General features: G+C 63.6%; 14 protein-coding genes. 4 read left to right on the top strand and 10 right to left on the bottom strand.

The window, feature by feature from the left end:
• The first annotated feature begins 45 nt into the window (after positions 1-45).
• The 3 genes from EWH12_RS17055 (at position 46) to EWH12_RS17045 (ending at position 4,114) form a co-directional block, all read left to right on the top strand.
• Entirely contained in the window at positions 46-510 is a 465-nt protein-coding gene (locus tag EWH12_RS17055) for a Fur family transcriptional regulator (RefSeq protein WP_066601140.1), read from the top strand.
• Between the two features lie 50 nt (positions 511-560).
• Positions 561-2,489 carry a 1-deoxy-D-xylulose-5-phosphate synthase gene (gene dxs / locus EWH12_RS17050; RefSeq protein WP_207212428.1) on the top strand — a complete coding sequence of 643 codons (1,929 nt, stop codon included), beginning with the start codon at positions 561-563 and terminating at the stop codon, positions 2,487-2,489.
• A 95-nt stretch (positions 2,490-2,584) separates the two neighbouring features.
• Positions 2,585-4,114 carry a DUF4403 family protein gene (locus EWH12_RS17045; RefSeq protein WP_340640837.1) on the top strand — a complete coding sequence of 510 codons (1,530 nt, stop codon included), beginning with the start codon at positions 2,585-2,587 and terminating at the stop codon, positions 4,112-4,114.
• A 14-nt stretch (positions 4,115-4,128) separates the two neighbouring features.
• Here EWH12_RS17045 and EWH12_RS17040 read toward each other — a convergent pair whose 3' ends face one another.
• The 8 genes from EWH12_RS17040 to gpmA form a co-directional block, all read right to left on the bottom strand.
• Positions 4,129-4,542: a DUF3035 domain-containing protein gene (locus EWH12_RS17040; protein WP_066601137.1), complete on the bottom strand. Its 414-nt coding sequence runs from the start codon at positions 4,540-4,542 to the stop codon at positions 4,129-4,131.
• Positions 4,542-5,051 (bottom strand): signal peptidase II, encoded by a 510-nt coding sequence (lspA, locus tag EWH12_RS17035; protein ID WP_066601136.1) that lies wholly within the window; start codon positions 5,049-5,051, stop codon positions 4,542-4,544. Before lspA ends, EWH12_RS17040 begins: the two co-directional genes overlap by 1 nt.
• On the bottom strand, positions 5,048-7,933 hold the full coding sequence (gene ileS / locus EWH12_RS17030; protein WP_129927303.1) for an isoleucine--tRNA ligase: 2,886 nt from the start codon (positions 7,931-7,933) through the stop codon (positions 5,048-5,050). The genes lspA and ileS overlap by 4 nt, the downstream gene beginning before the upstream one ends.
• A 163-nt stretch (positions 7,934-8,096) precedes the next feature.
• A complete protein-coding gene (locus EWH12_RS17025) occupies positions 8,097-9,038 on the bottom strand; it encodes a bifunctional riboflavin kinase/FAD synthetase (RefSeq protein ID WP_129927302.1) in 942 nt (313 codons plus the stop codon).
• A 135-nt stretch (positions 9,039-9,173) separates the two neighbouring features.
• The gene (locus tag EWH12_RS17020) at positions 9,174-9,656 is read right to left on the bottom strand and encodes a dihydrofolate reductase (RefSeq protein ID WP_129927301.1); all 483 of its coding nucleotides are present in this window, start codon (positions 9,654-9,656) and stop codon (positions 9,174-9,176) included.
• Positions 9,653-10,723 carry a 5-(carboxyamino)imidazole ribonucleotide synthase gene (locus EWH12_RS17015; protein WP_129927300.1) on the bottom strand — a complete coding sequence of 357 codons (1,071 nt, stop codon included), beginning with the start codon at positions 10,721-10,723 and terminating at the stop codon, positions 9,653-9,655. The genes EWH12_RS17020 and EWH12_RS17015 overlap by 4 nt, the downstream gene beginning before the upstream one ends.
• A gap of 10 nt (positions 10,724-10,733) precedes the next feature.
• Positions 10,734-11,222: a 5-(carboxyamino)imidazole ribonucleotide mutase gene (gene purE / locus EWH12_RS17010; RefSeq protein ID WP_129927299.1), complete on the bottom strand. Its 489-nt coding sequence runs from the start codon at positions 11,220-11,222 to the stop codon at positions 10,734-10,736.
• 104 nt (positions 11,223-11,326) lie between these two features.
• Entirely contained in the window at positions 11,327-12,013 is a 687-nt protein-coding gene (gene gpmA, locus EWH12_RS17005; protein ID WP_066601126.1) for a 2,3-diphosphoglycerate-dependent phosphoglycerate mutase, read from the bottom strand.
• 152 nt (positions 12,014-12,165) lie between these two features.
• Here gpmA and sppA point away from each other — a divergent pair, with 152 nt between their 5' ends.
• The gene (sppA, locus tag EWH12_RS17000; protein ID WP_129927298.1) at positions 12,166-14,052 is read left to right on the top strand and encodes a signal peptide peptidase SppA; all 1,887 of its coding nucleotides are present in this window, start codon (positions 12,166-12,168) and stop codon (positions 14,050-14,052) included.
• Between the two features lie 285 nt (positions 14,053-14,337).
• Here the strand turns inward: sppA and EWH12_RS16995 are convergent, their stop codons facing one another.
• Both EWH12_RS16995 and EWH12_RS16990 read right to left on the bottom strand, forming a co-directional pair.
• Entirely contained in the window at positions 14,338-15,564 is a 1,227-nt protein-coding gene (locus EWH12_RS16995) for an NAD(P)/FAD-dependent oxidoreductase (RefSeq protein ID WP_066601123.1), read from the bottom strand.
• A 421-nt stretch (positions 15,565-15,985) separates the two neighbouring features.
• Positions 15,986-16,969, bottom strand: coding sequence for an alpha/beta hydrolase family protein (locus EWH12_RS16990; protein WP_129927297.1), 984 nt, complete (start codon positions 16,967-16,969; stop codon positions 15,986-15,988).
• Positions 16,970-17,095 lie beyond the last annotated feature (126 nt).

Here is a 17,095-nt window from a genome sequence, read left to right as displayed (position 1 = left end):
CGCACCGCCCTTGCCCCCGGTCCCCTGCAAGCCTAGATTGACGCCATGGCCGACCATCACCACCATCATGAACCGACCGGCACGAAGCTCGCCGACGCCGCGCGCCTGACGCTGGAGGCGCAGGAAGAACAATGGACGCCCATGCGCGCCGCCATTTTCGACGCGCTCGCGGCGGAGGAACGACCGGCCTCGGCTTATGACATCGCCGATACCGTGTCCAAGGCGCGCGGCAAGCGCGTCGCGCCCAACAGCGTCTATCGCATCCTCGACCTGTTCGTGACCAACAATATCGCGATGCGGGTGGAAAGCGCCAACGCCTATATCGCCAACGCCCATCCCGGCTGCCACCATGACTGCATCTTCCTGGTCTGCCGCAATTGCAAGCAGGCGACCCATGTCGATGACGACAAGGTGACCGGCGATGTGCGCGCGATCGCCGCACATGAAGGCTTCCATGCCGAACGGCCGGTGATCGAGATATTGGGCACCTGCGCCAGGTGCGCGGCCTAAAGAGCGCCGTTGCGCTTGCCCACGGAACGGCCTAGCCGCTACACGAGTCTATGTCTTCGATGAACGATCGCCCCTCCACGCCGCTTCTCGACCAGGTCGTCTGGCCGTCGGACCTGCGCGCCCTCAAGCCTGACCAGTTGCGGCAACTGGCCGACGAATTGCGGCAGGAGGTGATCTCCGCCGTCGGCGTGACCGGCGGTCATTTGGGGTCCGGCCTTGGCGTGGTCGAACTGACGACCGCGATCCATTATGTGTTCGACACGCCGCAGGACAAGCTGGTGTGGGACGTCGGTCATCAATGCTATCCGCACAAGATCCTGACCGGCCGGCGCGACCGCATCCGCACCCTGCGCATGGGCGGCGGCCTGTCCGGCTTCACCAAGCGCGCCGAATCCGATTATGACCCCTTCGGCGCGGCGCACAGCTCCACCTCGATCAGCGCCGCGCTGGGCTTCGCCGTCGCCAACAAGATGCAGGATCGCCCTGGCAAGGGCATCGCCGTGATCGGCGACGGCGCCATGTCGGCAGGCATGGCCTATGAGGCGATGAACAACGCCCGCGCGGCCGGCAATCGCCTGGTCGTCATCCTCAACGACAATGACATGTCGATCGCTCCGCCGGTCGGTGGCCTGTCCGCCTATCTCGCCCGTCTGGTGTCCAGCCGTGAGTTTCTGGGCCTGCGCGACCTGGCCAAGCGCCTCGCCCGCAAACTGCCCCGCCCGCTCCACAATGCCGCGCGCAAGACGGACGAGTTCGCGCGTGGCATGGCGATGGGCGGCACCCTGTTCGAGGAACTGGGCTTCTATTATGTCGGCCCGGTCGACGGCCATAATCTCGACCAGTTGATCCCCGTGCTGGAAAATGTCCGCGACGCGGCCGAAGGGCCGTGCCTCGTCCATGTCGTCACGCAGAAGGGCAAGGGCTATGGCCCGGCCGAAGCGGCGGCGGACAAATATCATGGCGTCCAGAAATTCGACATCGTCACCGGCACCCAGGCGAAAGCTCCGCCGGGACCGCCCAGCTACACCAATGTCTTTGCCCAGGCGCTGATCGCCGAAGCGCAACGCGATCCCAAGGTCTGCGCCATCACCGCGGCGATGCCGTCGGGCACCGGCCTCGACAAGTTCGAACTGGCATTCCCCGACCGCAGCTTCGACGTCGGCATCGCCGAACAACATGCCGTGACCTTCGCCGCGGGCCTTGCAGCCGAAGGGATGCGTCCCTTCTGCGCCATCTATTCGACCTTCCTGCAACGCGCCTACGACCAGGTCGTGCATGACGTCGCGATCCAGAATCTGCCCGTCCGCTTCGCCATCGACCGCGCCGGCCTGGTCGGCGCCGACGGCTCGACTCATGCGGGCAGTTTCGACGTCACCTATCTTGCGACCCTGCCCAATATGGTGGTGATGGCTGCGGCGGACGAAGCCGAACTGGTTCATATGGTCCATACCTGCGCCATGTATGATAGCGGCCCGATCGCGCTGCGCTACCCGCGCGGCAACGGCACAGGCGTCGCCATGCCCGAAATCCCCGAACGGCTGGAAATCGGCAAAGGCCGGATCGTGCGCGAAGGGCGTCAGGTCGCCATCCTGTCGCTCGGCACCCGCCTCGAAGAAGCGCTCAAAGCCGCCGAAGCGCTGGAGGCCAAGGGCCTGTCCACCACCGTCGCCGACCTGCGCTTCGCCAAGCCGCTGGACGAAGCGCTGATCCGAAAGCTGCTGACCAGCCATGAAGTGGCCGTGACCATCGAGGAAGGCGCGATCGGCGGCCTGGGCGCGCATGTCCTGACGCTGGCCAGCGATCTCGGCCTGATCGACAACGGCCTCAAGCTGCGCACCCTGCGCCTGCCCGACATCTTCCAGGATCAGGACAAGCCCGAAAAACAATATGCCGACGCCCGTCTGGACGCCGACGCGATCGTCGACACCGTCCTGACCGCCCTGCGCCACAATAGCGTCGGCGCAGAGGCGCGGGCCTGACCAAAGACAGGAACTAAATTCCCGCCGCAAACGTAATGGATCAACCGTGCCGTCAATACGCTGAACGGCATGATCATCAGGAGCGGAGGAAACGGTTGCCGGCGCATTTTCAGTTGATTTCGCGGGCTTTGCCTAAACTGTCGCCGGCCCTTCTCGCGTTAATCTTATGCGCCGCGTGCCAGCAAAAGCCCGTAGACATTGCGCCGCCCCGCGCATCGGATCCTGTACCGGCGCCCCAGGAAAAGTCCCTGATCGCGGTGCCGGTCGATGCCGACGCCAGCGCATTGCGGGCGGCGATTGAACAGGCGGTGCCGCGCATCCTGTGGACCATCAACCGGCGCGAACCGCGCTGTGTCGCGCCGCAAAAGGTCAAGATATTCGGCGGCGAGTTAAAGGTCACGCCGCCCATCGGCTGCACCATCGTCGGCACCGTCACCCGCGGCCCGGTCAGCCTGCGCGGCGAGGGACGGGAGATCGTCGCCGACCTGCCCATCCATGCCAGCATCAGCGCGCGCGACGTGGGCGGTGTGCTGAAAGGCGAAACCGCCACCGGATCGGCCATGGTGCAGGCGCGCATCACCATCGACCTGGCGCGCGACTGGACACCTAAGGGGACGGTGCGGCTCCATTATGACTGGACCGCGCCGCCCGGCATCGATTTCCTGGGTCAGCGCATTCGCTTCACCGACGAAGCCGATGCAAAACTGCGCCCCGTCGTCGCCAGGCTGGAACGGGATTTGCCGCGCGAACTCAGCCGGATGAACCTGCGCGGCGAAGCGGAAAAATATTGGCGTCAGGCTTTCGCTACGCTGGAGTTGAACAGGCAAAATCCGCCAGTCTGGATGCGCATCAGCCCGCAGAAGATCTTCTACAACGGTTACACGATGCGCGGCCGCTCGCTTCGGCTGGACCTAGGCATGGAGGCGATCACGGAAACCTTTGTCGGCGATGCCCCGGCAGCGCCCCGGCCGACGGCCTTGCCCCCACTCAACCGAGCGCCGGTGCGCAACCGCCTGTCCTTCCATCTGCCGGTGACGGCGGATTATCGCCAGCTTCAACCCGTCATCCAGCGCGCCCTGTCAAAACGCGCTGCGCGTCCGTTCGACCTGCCCGGCATCGGCCCGGTGTCCGCGCGCTTTTCCAACGTGACCTGCTATGGGGCGACGGGCGGACGTGTCGCGGTGGGCGTGGATGTCACCGCGCGATTGGCCGATTCGACGGAGGATATCCATGGCCGCATCTGGCTGGCGGCGCGTCCGGTCAATGCCGTCAATTCGCCGCGCGTGGGCTTTGTCGATCCGGTCATTACTGGCGATACCGACGGCGTCAGTGGCGATATGCTGCTGGCGATCGGGCGAAGCCCCGGCTTCTCCAGCCTGATCGCCAGCGCGCTTGGTCAGAATTTCGCCAAGGATATCGTGGAACTCAAGCGCAAGATCGCCCGCGCCATCGCGGAAAGGCGGGAAGGCGCCTTCGTCATCCATGCCCATGCCGACAGGTTCGATATAGGTCAGATTCACGCTTATGGCCAGGGATTGCACCTGCCCGTCCGTGCGACGGGTCAGGCGCAGATCAGCTATCGGCCGTCCGGCGGCGCGGCTAAGCCAACCGCGCCGTCTGGATAATCAAGCCCTATTGATCAGGGCTGGGGCGTCGCAGCGCGGGCTTCCTGGCCGTCGCCTTCGGGCGCGGCGATGATGTCGCGGGTGGTGGCGCCCTTGTCCACGACCTGGGTGTCTGGATCGCCCACCGACGATCGGATGCCCGATGCCGCATTGGCGCGGCCCGCCGCGTTCAACGCGGCGCTTTCCGATGCGCTGCGCGCGGCGGGACCGCCGAACATCGCCTGCATCGCTTCGCTGCGCGAATCGACCGCCGCCGCCGCCGGGGTGCCCGGCGCGGGCGGCACCAGCGCGAAGTCGGGCGGGATCACCAGCGGCGCCTGGCGCGAGACGGCGAATTCATCGGGGCGCTCGCGGTTGAACAGCCCGCCGCCGCCGCCGCAGGCGGACAGGGTGGACACAAGGCCGGCAGCGAGGATCAGTTTACGCATTACTTCAAAGTCTCCGTCTTTGCGCCCTTGTCGCGCAGCAGCAACGCCCGCGCAAGCAGGATCAACACGCCGATGGTGATGGCGGCATCGGCCAGGTTGAAAATCAGGAAGGGCCGCCACTCGCCGATATGCAGGTCCGCATAATCAATGACATAGCCCAGCCGCACACGATCGACGATATTGCCGATCGCCCCGCCCAGCACCAGCCCCAGCGCCGCGACATCCTGCCGCGCCTTTTCGCGCCACATCCACACGCCGACAAATGCGGAGATCAGGATCGTCATCCCCACCAGCGCCCAGCGCGCCGTGTCGGTATCGGCATGGAAAAAGCCCATGGATACGCCGCGATTTTCCAGCCAGCGCAGGCGGAAGAACGGCAGGATGTCGATCCCCTCCACCCGGCTTTTCAGCGCCAGCGGATAGGTGACCGTATATTTGACGAGCTGGTCGAGCGCGAGCGTCACGATCGCAACGGTCAGCCCCAGTGGGCGATGATTGATGGCGCTCATGCCCTCAACACCCCGTCGCAACGGTCGCACAGCGTCCCGTCCTCCGTCACCTCCGGCAGCTTGCGCCAGCAGCGGCCGCATTTATGCCAGTCGCTGGGCGTCACGACGATGCCATCGCCCTCACCCATGGTCACCCGCGCGACGATCGCGACTTCGGCAAAGTCGACATCGCCCACCGGCACCAATTCGCCCATGGTGACGTCGGCGTCCAGACTGGACCGCACGATCTTTTCCCGGCGCAGCGGCTCGATCGCCTCGTTCACCTGCTCACGCTGGCTGCGCAATTCGGTCCACTTGTCGTCCAGATGCGCGTTGATCCAATGATGGTCGACTTCCGGCCATTCCAGGAAATGCACGCTGTCAGCCTCATCCGGGAAGCGGCTCTGCCACACTTCTTCCGCCGTGAAGGGGATGATCGGCGCGGCATAGCGGACCAGCGCATGGAACAGCGTATCCAGCAACGTGCGATAGGCGCGACGCTTGGGGTCGCTCTTCGCATCGCAATAGAGGCAATCCTTGCGGATATCGAAGAAGAAGGCCGACAGGTCGCTATTGGCGAAATCGAACAGCGCGCGGGTATAGCGGCTGAATTCCAGCCACGTCTCGCTGCCCTTGCTCTTGTCCACCACCGCGCGCAGTTCCGCGTCCAGCGCCGCCAGCCGGTGGAGCATATAGCGCTCCAGCTCCGGCATCTCGGCATAGGACACCGCTTCGCTCTCTTCATCATAGTCGGCCAGCGCGCCGAGCATATAGCGGAAGGTATTGCGCAGCTTGCGATAGGCGTCGGACGATCCGGCCAGCACTTCCTTGCCGATGCGCACGTCATCGAAATAGTCGGTGCTGGCGACCCAGACGCGCAAAATGTCCGCGCCGCTCTCGCCCATGATCTTGAGCGGATCGACGACATTGCCCAACGACTTGGACATTTTCTTGCCCGTACCGTCCAGCGCGAAGCCATGGGTCAGCACCGCCTTGTAAGGCGCTTGGCCCCGCGTACCGCAGCTTTCCAGGAGCGAGGACTGGAACCAGCCGCGATGCTGGTCCGACCCTTCGATATAGAGGTCGGCGCGCGTCCCTTCGCCATAGCGGCCCTCGACCACAAAGCTGTGGGTCGAACCTGAATCGAACCAGACGTCCAGAATGTCGTTCACGACCTCATAGTCGGCAAGGTCATAGTCGGAGCCGAGCAGCGCCTGATGATCCGCCCCGAACCAGGCGTCCGCCCCCGCGCCCTTGAACGCATCGATGATGCGGGCATTGACCGCCGGATCAACCAGATATTGCCCGCTCTTGCGATGGACATAGAGGGCGATCGGCACGCCCCAGGCACGCTGGCGGCTGATCACCCAGTCGGGACGGCCCTCCACCATCGAACGGATGCGGTTGGTCGAGCGCTCGGGCACCCAGCGGGTATGTGCGATCGCATCGACCGCGATTTCACGCAACGTCGGACCGTTGCCCGTGACGATCGGGGTCGGCATCACGCCGCCATCGACGTCGGCAATCCCGCCGTCTTGGGGTTTATCCATCGGGATGAACCATTGCGGCGTGCAGCGATAGATGATCCGCGCCTTCGACCGCCAGCTATGCGGATAGCTATGGCGGAAGTCGCTGGCGCTCAGCAGGGCGCCCGCGGCGCGCAGGTCGCTACAGATCGGACCGTCCACGCCATTAAACTTGGTGTTGATGACGCTGCCCTGCCCCGGCAGCCACTCCCAGTCGTCGCGATAGAAGCCCGCGTCATTGACCGCAAAAACCGGATCGATGCTCAGCTTCTTGCAGGCGAGGAAATCCTCCTCGCCATGGTCGGGCGCCATATGGACGAGGCCGGTGCCCGCGTCGGTGGTGACATGGTCGGCGGGCAGCAGCGGGCGCGGACGCGCGAAGAAGCCGCCGAGCGCGTGCATCGGGTGGCGGGCGATGGCGCCGGCGAGGTCGGTGCCATGGACGAAGCCATCGATACTCCAAACACCAACAAGCTCAGGACTCTCCGTCCCTCGGAGGGCTGCATCTGCTCGTGCCTGAAAGGCCGCAACAAGATCGGTTGCGACGAGAAAACGCCCAAGCGATTTTCCATCATGGTCGACGCAAGACACGATAGAATAATCTACAGCCTCCCCAAACGCGATCGCCTGGTTAACCGGGATCGTCCAGGGCGTCGTCGTCCAAATCACCGCATGGGCGCCAACCAGTTCCGGCGCGTTCGGCGCTTCGGCAATCTCGAACGCCACGTCGATCTGGGTCGAGGTCACATCCTCATATTCCACTTCCGCCTCGGCCAGCGCGGTCTTCTCCACCGGCGACCACATGACGGGCTTGGCCCCGCGATACAGTTGCCCGCTTTCCGCGAACTTCAGCAATTCGCCCACGATGGTGGCTTCGGCGTCGAACTTCATGGTCAGATAGGGATCGGCCCAATCGCCCATCACGCCCAGACGCTTGAACTGCTCCTTCTGCACGCCCACCCATTTGTCGGCATAGGCGCGGCACTGGGCGCGGAACTCGGCGGCGGGCACCTCATCCTTGTTCAGCTTCTTCTTGCGATATTCCTCCTCGATCTTCCATTCGATCGGCAGGCCATGGCAGTCCCAGCCGGGCACATAGGGCGCATCCTTGCCCAGCAACGACTGGCTGCGGACGATGATGTCCTTCAGCACCTTGTTCATCGCATGGCCCATATGGATGTCGCCATTGGCGTAAGGCGGGCCGTCATGCAGGATGAAGCGCTCACGCCCGACCCGCTTCTCGCGCAGGCGGTCATACAGACCCATCGCCTCCCACTTGGCGGCGATCGCCGGCTCCTTCTGGGCCAAGCCGGCCTTCATCGGAAAGTCGGTGACGGGCAGGAAGACGGTGGACTTATAATCGGGCTGGTCGGTCATGATGGGTCCGGCACTAGAACGCAAAACCGTTCGTGCTGAGTAGGGACTGAGCTTGTCGAAGGCCCGTATCGAAGCATCCGCGCCAAGGCCCAGTCCTTCGATACACCATTTCGACTTCGCTCAATGGCTACTCAGGACGAACGGGGTGAATGGAGAGCGTGCCTTAAGCGACGTAAGGCGTTCCCGCAAGGATTTGCCGCGCGTCCACGCAGTCCTTCGCGATCCCCGCCATCAGCGCGTCCAGCCCGTCATATTTCAACTCGGGATGCAGATAGTGGATCAACTGCACCTCAATGATCTGGTCGTAGAGGCTTTCGGCGAAATCGAAGAAATGCGGCTCCAGCAATTCCTTGGGCGGATCGAAGCTGGGACGGATACCCAAGTTCGCCGCGCCATCCAGCACCCGCCCGTCAGCCAACAGCCCGCGCACCGCATAAATGCCATAGGCCGGCCGCAGATAATGGCCCATGTCGATATTGGCGGTCGGAAAACCGATGGTACGGCCCAGCTTGTCGCCATGCTGCACCACCCCCTGAATGGTGAAGGGCCGCGTCAGCAGCCGCGTGGCGGTGGCGCAATCGCCGGCCTTCAGCGCATCGCGGATACGGCTGGAGGAGACGATCTCGCCGCTGTCGTCGGTCACGGCCGGCACCGCCTCAGCCACCATGTCCAGCGCCGCGCCGAGTTCGGCGAGCGTGGCGACATTGCCGCCCTTCGCCTTGCCAAAGGTGAAATCCTGCCCCGTCACGACCCCGGCCGCGCCCATATCCTGCACCAGAAACGCGGCGAATTCCTCTGCGCGCATCGCCGCCATCGCGGGGTTGAAGGCGAACACCAGCATCGCGTCCGCCCCCGCCGCCGCGAACAGCGCCTGTCGCTGGTCCAGCGTCGTCAGGCGGAACCAGGGCGTATCGGGCCGGAACAGCCGTACCGGATGGGGATCGAATGTGGCGACGATCGCCGGACGCCTCTCCGCCCGCGCGCGCGCAATCGCCCGCGCGACCACCGCCTGATGGCCCGCGTGAAACCCGTCGAAATTGCCGAGCGCCATGATGCTCCCGCGCAGATGCGCAGGGATCGGGGCGCTGCTGCTAAGCCGCTCCATGCCGCGGCCTATAGGGGGGTGGATGGGGCGTGGCAATGCGCTGTTCCATCCTTCGTCGCGCCCGCGTCCCGCGCAGGCGGAACCCCAGTTCCACGCTCAGGACTGCGCTCCCGCCTGCGCGGCAGGCCATGATGGCTAACCCCGCACCAACGTCACGAAACTATAGGCCGGTCGCCCATCCAGCGCGTCATGGTCCGCCCGCGCCGTTTCCCGCCAGTACGCCGGATCGGGATAGGCGATGCTGGCGTCGCCCGCCGCCTCCAGATGCACCTCGGTCAGTGCGATCCGGTCAGCGCGCGGCAGGAACAGCCGATAGATTTCCGCGCCCCCGATCACCATGACGGTCGGCGCATCAGCCAGCGCGATCGCCCCGTCTATATCATAGGCGACCTCCGCCCCCTCCCCGCGCCAGTTGCAATCGCGCGTCAGCACGATATGGCGGCGGCCGGGCAGCAGGCCGGGCAGGCTGTCGAACGTCTTGCGTCCCATCACCATCGGATGGCCGAGCGTCACCGCCTTGAAATGCCTGAGGTCGGCGGGCAGGCGCCAGGGCAGGTCGCCATCCTTGCCGATCACGCCATTGTCGGCGCGGGCGAGGACCAGGACGATTTCGCTCACAGCGTCAACCGCGTCACATGCCCCATTTTCCGCCCAGGCCGCGCCTCATGCTTGCCATAGAGGTGCAGATGGTTCGCCGGGTCGGACAGGATCGCCAGCCAGTCGTCAGCATCGTCACCGATCAGATTGCGCATCGCCACGACCTGCGCTGCCAGCGCAGTATCGCCCAGCGGCAGGCCGCAAATCGCGCGGACATGGTTCTCGAACTGGCTCGTCACCGCGCCTTCAATCGTCCAGTGGCCACTATTATGCACGCGCGGCGCCATTTCGTTGAATACCGGCCCGTCGGCGCTGGCGAAAAATTCGCAGGTCAGCACGCCGACATAATCGAGCGCGTCAGCGATCTTCTGCGCCATGCCGCGCGCCTGCGCCATCTGCCCCTCGATCAGCGCGCCCGCGGGCACGGTCGAGGTCGCCAATATGCCATCGACATGCACATTGGCCGCCGAATCCCAAAATCGCACCGCGCCGTCATGGCCGCGCACCAGGATCACGGAAAATTCCTGGTCGAAGGTCACGAACCCTTCCAAAATCGCGCTCTGCCGCCCGATCGCGTTCCACGCGCCCACCGCATCGCCCGGCTCGGACAGGCGGGCCTGCCCCTTGCCGTCATAGCCCATGCGGTTGGTCTTCAGGATCGCGCGGCTGCCGACCTGCTCGATCGCGCTTTCCAGATCGTCCAGGCTTTCGACCGACGCGAAGGGCGCGGTCAGCCCGCCCAGGTCGCAAACGAAGCGCTTCTCCGCCAGCCGGTCCTGCGCCACACGCAGCGCCTGCGCGCCGGGGCGGACCAGCCCATGGGTGGACAGTATCTCGACCGCGGCGGGATCGATATTCTCGAACTCATAGGTGACGACATCGACGCTGTCGGCAAAATCGCCCAGTGCTTGCGGGTCCTCATAGGCACCCCGCGTCCAGGTGGGCGACACGTCGGCGGCCGGGCCGCTCTCTTCGGGCGCGTAAATATGCGTGCGATAGCCCAGTTGCGCCGCTGCGGTGGCGATCATCCGACCGAGCTGGCCGCCGCCGAGAATGCCGATGGTGGCGCCAGGCGCGATGGTCGTCATGATCCTGCCTTCAATCCTCGACGGTTTCGGCGACGGCCTCGGTCTGGCGTGCGCGCCAGGCGTCCAGCCGGTCGGCCAGCGCATCGTCGGTGGTGGCCAGGATCGATGCCGCCAGCAGCCCCGCATTGATCGCGCCGGGCTTGCCGATGGCCAGCGTGGCGACGGGAATGCCGCCGGGCATCTGGACGATGGACAGCAGCGAATCCATGCCCTTCAACGCCTTGGATTCGACCGGCACGCCCAGCACCGGCAGGCGGGTCATCGACGCGGTCATGCCGGGCAGATGCGCCGCCCCGCCAGCCCCGGCGATGATGACCTTCAGGCCGCGGCCCACTGCGCCGGTGGCATAGTCATAGAGGCGCTGCGGGGTGCGGTGGGCCGACACCACCTTACATTCATGGGGAACGCCCAGCGCTTCGAGCGTTTCGGCGGCATGGCGCATCGTGTCCCAATCGGACCGCGACCCCATGATGATGCCGACCGTGACTGCCCCGCTCATATGCTGCTTCCCCTGGGACGAGCGACGCGACAGGTCGCCCGGAAAGCAAAGCCCCTTAGCGGTCGGGCCGCCAAGGGGCAATGTAGATTTGCGTAAACCGGCCCTTACCGTTCCGACAGATAATAGCGATCAATCGCGCTCAGATCGTCCGCCAGTTCATAGACGATCGGCTGGCCGGTCGGAATTTCCAGATGGGTGATCTCGTCATCGGGAATGTTCGACAGATGCTTCACCAGCGCGCGCAGCGAATTGCCATGCGCCGAAATCAGCACGCGCTTGCCGGCCTTCAGGTCGGGCGCGATCGTCGCCTCCCAATAGGGCAGGACGCGCGCGATCGTGTCCTTCAGGCTCTCGGTCGACGGGATGGCGATACCGTCATAGCGGCGGTCGGCCGACAGGTCGAATGCGCTGCCCGCTTCCAGCACCGGCGGCGGAATGTCGAAGCTGCGACGCCAGATCTTGACCTGATCGTCGCCATGCTTGGCGGCCGTTTCCGCCTTGTTCAGGCCGGTCAGCCCGCCATAATGGCGCTCGTTCAGCCGCCAGTCCTTCTCGACCGGCAACCACAGCCGCCCCATTTCCTCCAGCGCCAGATTGAGCGTCTTGATCGCACGGGTCTGGAAACTGGTATAGCACTGGTCGAAATCCAGACCTTTCTCCGCCATCAGGCGACCGGCGGCGCGCGCTTCTTCGGCGCCCTTCTCGGTCACGTCCACATCCCACCAGCCGGTGAAGCGGTTTTCCAGGTTCCATGACGACTGGCCATGGCGGATGAGGACGAGAGTGGGCATTGGGCGCGTCTCCTGCACGATAACGGCGAATGATGGCTCCCCATAACGCGCTAAATCGCGCGCGCAAGCTTGTCGCCCGATCCGTGCCCCCCACATTGCAGTCGGCGCATCCATCGGATAGCCAGACAGGGTCAACGGAAGGAAGCAGAAACTTGGCATTTGTGAAGGGCGCCTGGCGCATATTGGTCGCGATCAAGGACGGCCTCGTCCTGCTCTTCCTGCTGCTCTTCTTCGGCGCACTCTACGCCGCCCTCTCCTACTCGCCAAAGCCGGGCAAGACCGTGTCGTCGGGTGCGTTGCTGCTCGACCTGAATGGCAGCATCGTCGAGCAACCGGCCGAGATCGGCGCGATGGCCTTGCTCTCCGGCTCCGGCCCGGACGCCAAGGAGTATCGCCTGTCCGAGATCGTCGCCGCACTCGACTCTGCAAAGACGGATGCCAAGGTCAAGGCGGTCGTGCTGAACCTCGATGGATTCCTGGGCGGCGGCCAGGTCGCCATGGCGCGCGTGGGCAAAGCGCTGGACGCGGTGCGCGCCGCGAAGAAGCCGGTGCTGGCCTATGCCACCCTCTACAGCGACGACGGCTACCAGATTGCCGCCCATGCCACCGAAGTGTGGAGCGACCCGCTGGGCGGCGTCGCGATCATGGGACGGGGCGGATCGAACCTCTATTATAAAGGTCTGATCGACAAATTGGGCGTCAACACCCATGTCTATCGCGTCGGCACCTATAAGAGCTTCGTCGAACCCTTCACCCGCGCGGAACAATCGCCTGAAGCCAAACAGGCCAACCAGGCGCTGGCCGGTTCGCTCTGGCAAAGCTGGCAGGACGACGTGGCCAAGGCGCGACCCAAGGCGAAGATCGCCGCCTACGCCGCCAACCCGCTGGCCGCAGCGCAGGCGGCCGGGGGCGACATGGGCAAAGCGGCGCTGGCCAACGGGCTGGTCGATAAGCTGGGCGACGAAGCGGCCTTCGGCGAGCGTGTCGCCCAGATCGCGGGTGAAGCCGCCAGCGACAAGGCGGGCAGCTTCGCCACGATCGACCTTGCGTCTTATGTGAAGGCGCGCAAGCCCCCCAATGACGGCCAGATCGGCGTGCTGACGATCGCGGGCGACATTGTCGATGGCGAAGCCGGCCCCGGCACCGCGGCGGGCGACACCATTTCCGACCTGCTGCTGACCGCGCTCGATGAAAAGGAACTGAAGGCGCTCGTCGTCCGCGTCGATTCGCCTGGCGGCTCCGTCATGGCGTCGGAAAAGATCCGCGGCGCGATCCTGAAGGCCAAGGGTGACGGCCTGCCCGTGGTCGTCTCCATGGCCAATGTCGCGGCCAGCGGCGGCTATTGGGTGTCTACCCCGGCCGACATCATCTTCGCCGAACCGGACACGATCACCGGGTCGATCGGCGTGTTCGGCATATTGCCCAGCTTCGAAGGCACGCTGGCCAAGATGGGCATCACCACCGACGGCGTGCGCACCACGCCGCTGTCCGGCCAGCCCGATATCGCGGGCGGCACCACGCCGGAATTCGACCAGATCATGCAATTGGGCGTCGAGAATATCTATCGCCGCTTCGTCGGCCTTGTCGCGCAATCGCGCAAGAAGTCGCCGGAAGCGATCGACGCCATCGCGCAGGGCCGCGTCTGGGACGGCGGCACTGCGCGCCAGATCGGCTTGGTGGATCGCTTCGGCGGTCTGGAGGAGGCCATCGCCGAAGCCGCCCGCCGCGCGAAACTCGATCCGGCAAAGGCGAAAGCCTATTATATCGAAAAGCAACCCGACAGCTTCACCGCCTTCGTCCAGTCGGTCGCCGACCGCGAACAGGGCGACGCCAGCGCCCCGCCGCGCGACATGCTCGCGCGCCAGGCGCTGATCCAGCGCGGCTGGGCGATGCAGGCTGTGTCGGACGTCAAGGCGCTGGTCATGGGCGCCGGCGTCCGCGCCGACTGCCTGGAATGCCGCGGCTATGGCGCGCCAAAACACCGCAACGCAGCGCAACAGCGCAGCGTGCTAGCGATGCTGGCGGAATACTGGCGATGACCTCCGCTCCCGAATTGACAGAAGTGGACGAACTTAGCGGCGCAGCCCGGTAAGCGAAACGGCCGGTCGCGACCATCGGTCGACCCTGGCAACCCGTTCGCCCTGAGCGAAGTCGAAGGGCGTTGCTGAGCGGAGGCGAAGCATTTGACCTCGCTCCGCTCGGCAGAGGGTTTCGACTTCGCTCAGCCCGAACGGATTTCCTATGTCCGCTAACCACCCAATTTGCTATTTTCCCATGCCGCACGCCGTTCGTTTCCAGCCAGAATTGAACGGCGCGCCCGCCGTTCAAGCCAGGCCGACTTCCTTCAACGGCACGCTGGCATCGGCCAGTTGCGCCACGTCCAGCGCCGCGCCGCCGATCACATGGGCGCGGCCCTGCACATAATCCTTGACCATGTTGACGCAATCGAGCGCGATCACCTTGCCGCCCTTCAGGTACACGACGGAGAAGCTGCGTGTTGCAGGGTCGCCGCGCAGGATCGCCTGATCGAAGCCGGTCGACAGCCCCACCGTCTGGAGTTTCAGATCATATTGGTTCGACCAGAACCAGGGCACGGCGTCATAGGCCTCTTCCTTGCCCATGATATGGGCGACCGCGACCTTCGCCTGGTCGTTGGCGTTCTGGACCGATTCCAGACGCATCTGCGCGCCGCCGGCAAAGCGGTTGGCATGGGCGGCGCAATCGCCCACGGCATAGATGTCGTCGAGTGAGGTGCGGCAAAATTCGTCGACGTCCACGCCATTGCCGCCCGCCGCGCCCGCCGCGATAAGCGGGCCGGTTTCGGGGATGATGCCGATGCCCACGATCACCATGTCGGTTTCGATCCGCTCGCCATCCTGCATCAGAACGGCGGTCGCCTTCCCGTCGGTGACCTCGATACAATCCATCCGCGCGCCGGTGCGCAGGTCGACGCCATGGGCGCGATGCTCGGCTTCGTAAAAGCGCGACAGGTCTTCGCCCGCGACGCGCGCCAGCACCCGGTCCAGCGCTTCCAGCAGCACCACTGTCTTGCCGAATTTGGACAGGACGGCCGCGGCCTCCAACCCGATATAGCCGCCGCCGATGATGGTGACATGGGTGATGCTGTCGATCTTGGCCATCATCGCATCGACATCGTCGCGACGGCGCACGGCATGGACATTGCGCGCGTCCGCGCCGTTGCAGGTCAGCATCCGGGGGCTGCCCCCGGTGCACCAGATCAGCTTGCCATAACCGATCTCCTCGTCGCCCGCGGTCACGAACTTGCCCACCGGATCGACATTCTTCACGCGCTTGCCCAGCAGCATGTCGATATTGCGTTCGCCCCAGAAGGTGGCGGGGCGGATCAGGATGCGGTCGAAACTCTTGTCGCCGGCAAAATATTCCTTGGACAGCGGCGGACGTTCATAGGGCGGATATTTCTCATCACCGATCATCGCGATCGATCCTTCGAAGCCCGCCTGCCGCAACGCGATTCCCGCCTGCGCGCCCGCATGGCCCGCGCCCACGATCAGAACGTCATAATAGCTCATCCGCCTACTATCCTCTTTGCCCTGTTTGCGCCGCTGATTGGCGCGCTTTGCGACGGGAGGCAAGGGCGATGTCTGTCGATGGGATGATATTTGGGAGGAGGGACTCGAATTAATTCATTGAATTAATTGATTTTATTTCATATTATTCGATTTAATCTTGCCTAAAGCCCCCAAAAAGGCCCTAATAATTCTGGCCTGAAAAATCTCTGGAACCGACGACGTGCAAGCGGATGATCGCTGCATTCGGCTGCGATAGCTGGCCAAACGCTAATGGGCGATTCGTCACAATGATTTTGCTGGGCTGGCCCCTAACAGGTTTCACCTATTTATCGGTCATTCTGCGGCAAGGGAGCATCAGATTTGATCAGTAGGCAGCGCAGCTGAGCACTCTTCAACCCTAACAGATACGCACGCCATTCTGCTATTGCCTCAGCTTCTCATCGAAAAACGCCAGGATTTTGCTCCAGCTATCTCTCCGCGCATCATTATTAGACTCGATCGTTCCACCCATTCTCGCAAACATTTTGATGGACTTGTCGCTTTCTCCAGCGGCTATCCCCATTACGCCGTGCCCCGCATCTGGATAGCGCAGCAATCTTACCGCTGGACCGCCTTCTGCTTTTGCGCGTCTTATGATCTGCTCTGACATTAAGCATGAAGGCCACAGGTTATCGACTTCGCCGCACACCAGAAGCAAGTCACCCTTGAACTTTTCTATCGGAATAGCGGCATCAGGAAATTCATCAAGCCGCGCCAGACCCTTGTTGAATACCGACAGCATTCCACCATCGCCTCCTGGCAATCCATATGGCAGGCTTGCTACGGATTTGCCATTTTCTAACCAGGTACTGCTGGCATTTGACATTACGAAACTTTCGGGAGACATGCCATCCCAGAATACACTGGACGGCATACCCGCGACTATGGCCCTGATACCAGGATAGCGTGTTGCGATCAGCAGTGCCGCTTCTGCGCCTTTTGAATAGCCAATTATCCCTATCCGGTCAGAATCCACGCCGTCCTGAGTTTTCAACCAGTCCAGAGCTTTTGCAAAATCTTCGACCGGAATATTTTTCATTTTTCCGGTTTTGTGCGGCGCATTATGGTAAGCGAGATGCAACGCATTATAGCCGCTTTTCTGCAACGCCAACGCCTGCCTGGTGACGTCAATCGCAAGACCGCCCTCAGACCCTCCAAGAACCAGAATGGCTGGCTGGACCTCTTTTCCATTTGCAGGAAAATAATTTCCGAAGACCCCGTCACTATCTATTCTTTTGCCGGTTGGCCCGGCATCCACGATTTTTGCAGGTGGAGGTTCTCTGGTAAAAATATAGACGGTACCAGCAATAAATAATACGATCAGTACTCCAAGAAAGCAGATCAATATTTTCCAGCGTAGCCTCATCTAAGAGCCCGATCCGAAAGTTGTTGAGCAATACCAGCATGTTGTGATTCAGCCGTCTTTGCGACAAGATGGAGTGAATGGTGGCATGGACTGGTATTGCCCGGCGAGAGCATAGTCGGGAAGGTT

The sequence above is a fragment of the Sphingobium cupriresistens genome (assembly GCF_004152865.1).
Classification (GTDB): Bacteria; Pseudomonadota; Alphaproteobacteria; order Sphingomonadales; family Sphingomonadaceae; genus Sphingobium; species Sphingobium cupriresistens.
The sequence above is the reverse complement of the archived record's forward strand: the minus strand, read 5'-3'. Positions and strand labels throughout refer to the sequence as shown.

What these genes read in the sequence shown, in the direction of transcription:
- EWH12_RS17055 (WP_066601140.1), top strand. Translation starts at nt 46, where the DNA reads ATGGCCGACCATCACCACCATCATGAACCGACCGGCACGAAGCTCGCC.
- dxs (WP_207212428.1), top strand. Translation starts at nt 561, where the DNA reads ATGTCTTCGATGAACGATCGCCCCTCCACGCCGCTTCTCGACCAGGTC.
- EWH12_RS17040 (WP_066601137.1), bottom strand. Translation starts at nt 4,542, where the DNA reads ATGCGTAAACTGATCCTCGCTGCCGGCCTTGTGTCCACCCTGTCCGCC.
- lspA (WP_066601136.1), bottom strand. Translation starts at nt 5,051, where the DNA reads ATGAGCGCCATCAATCATCGCCCACTGGGGCTGACCGTTGCGATCGTG.
- ileS (WP_129927303.1), bottom strand. Translation starts at nt 7,933, where the DNA reads ATGACCGACCAGCCCGATTATAAGTCCACCGTCTTCCTGCCCGTCACC.
- EWH12_RS17025 (WP_129927302.1), bottom strand. Translation starts at nt 9,038, where the DNA reads ATGGAGCGGCTTAGCAGCAGCGCCCCGATCCCTGCGCATCTGCGCGGG.
- EWH12_RS17015 (WP_129927300.1), bottom strand. Translation starts at nt 10,723, where the DNA reads ATGACGACCATCGCGCCTGGCGCCACCATCGGCATTCTCGGCGGCGGC.
- purE (WP_129927299.1), bottom strand. Translation starts at nt 11,222, where the DNA reads ATGAGCGGGGCAGTCACGGTCGGCATCATCATGGGGTCGCGGTCCGAT.
- gpmA (WP_066601126.1), bottom strand. Translation starts at nt 12,013, where the DNA reads ATGCCCACTCTCGTCCTCATCCGCCATGGCCAGTCGTCATGGAACCTG.
- EWH12_RS16995 (WP_066601123.1), bottom strand. Translation starts at nt 15,564, where the DNA reads ATGAGCTATTATGACGTTCTGATCGTGGGCGCGGGCCATGCGGGCGCG.
- EWH12_RS16990 (WP_129927297.1), bottom strand. Translation starts at nt 16,969, where the DNA reads ATGAGGCTACGCTGGAAAATATTGATCTGCTTTCTTGGAGTACTGATC.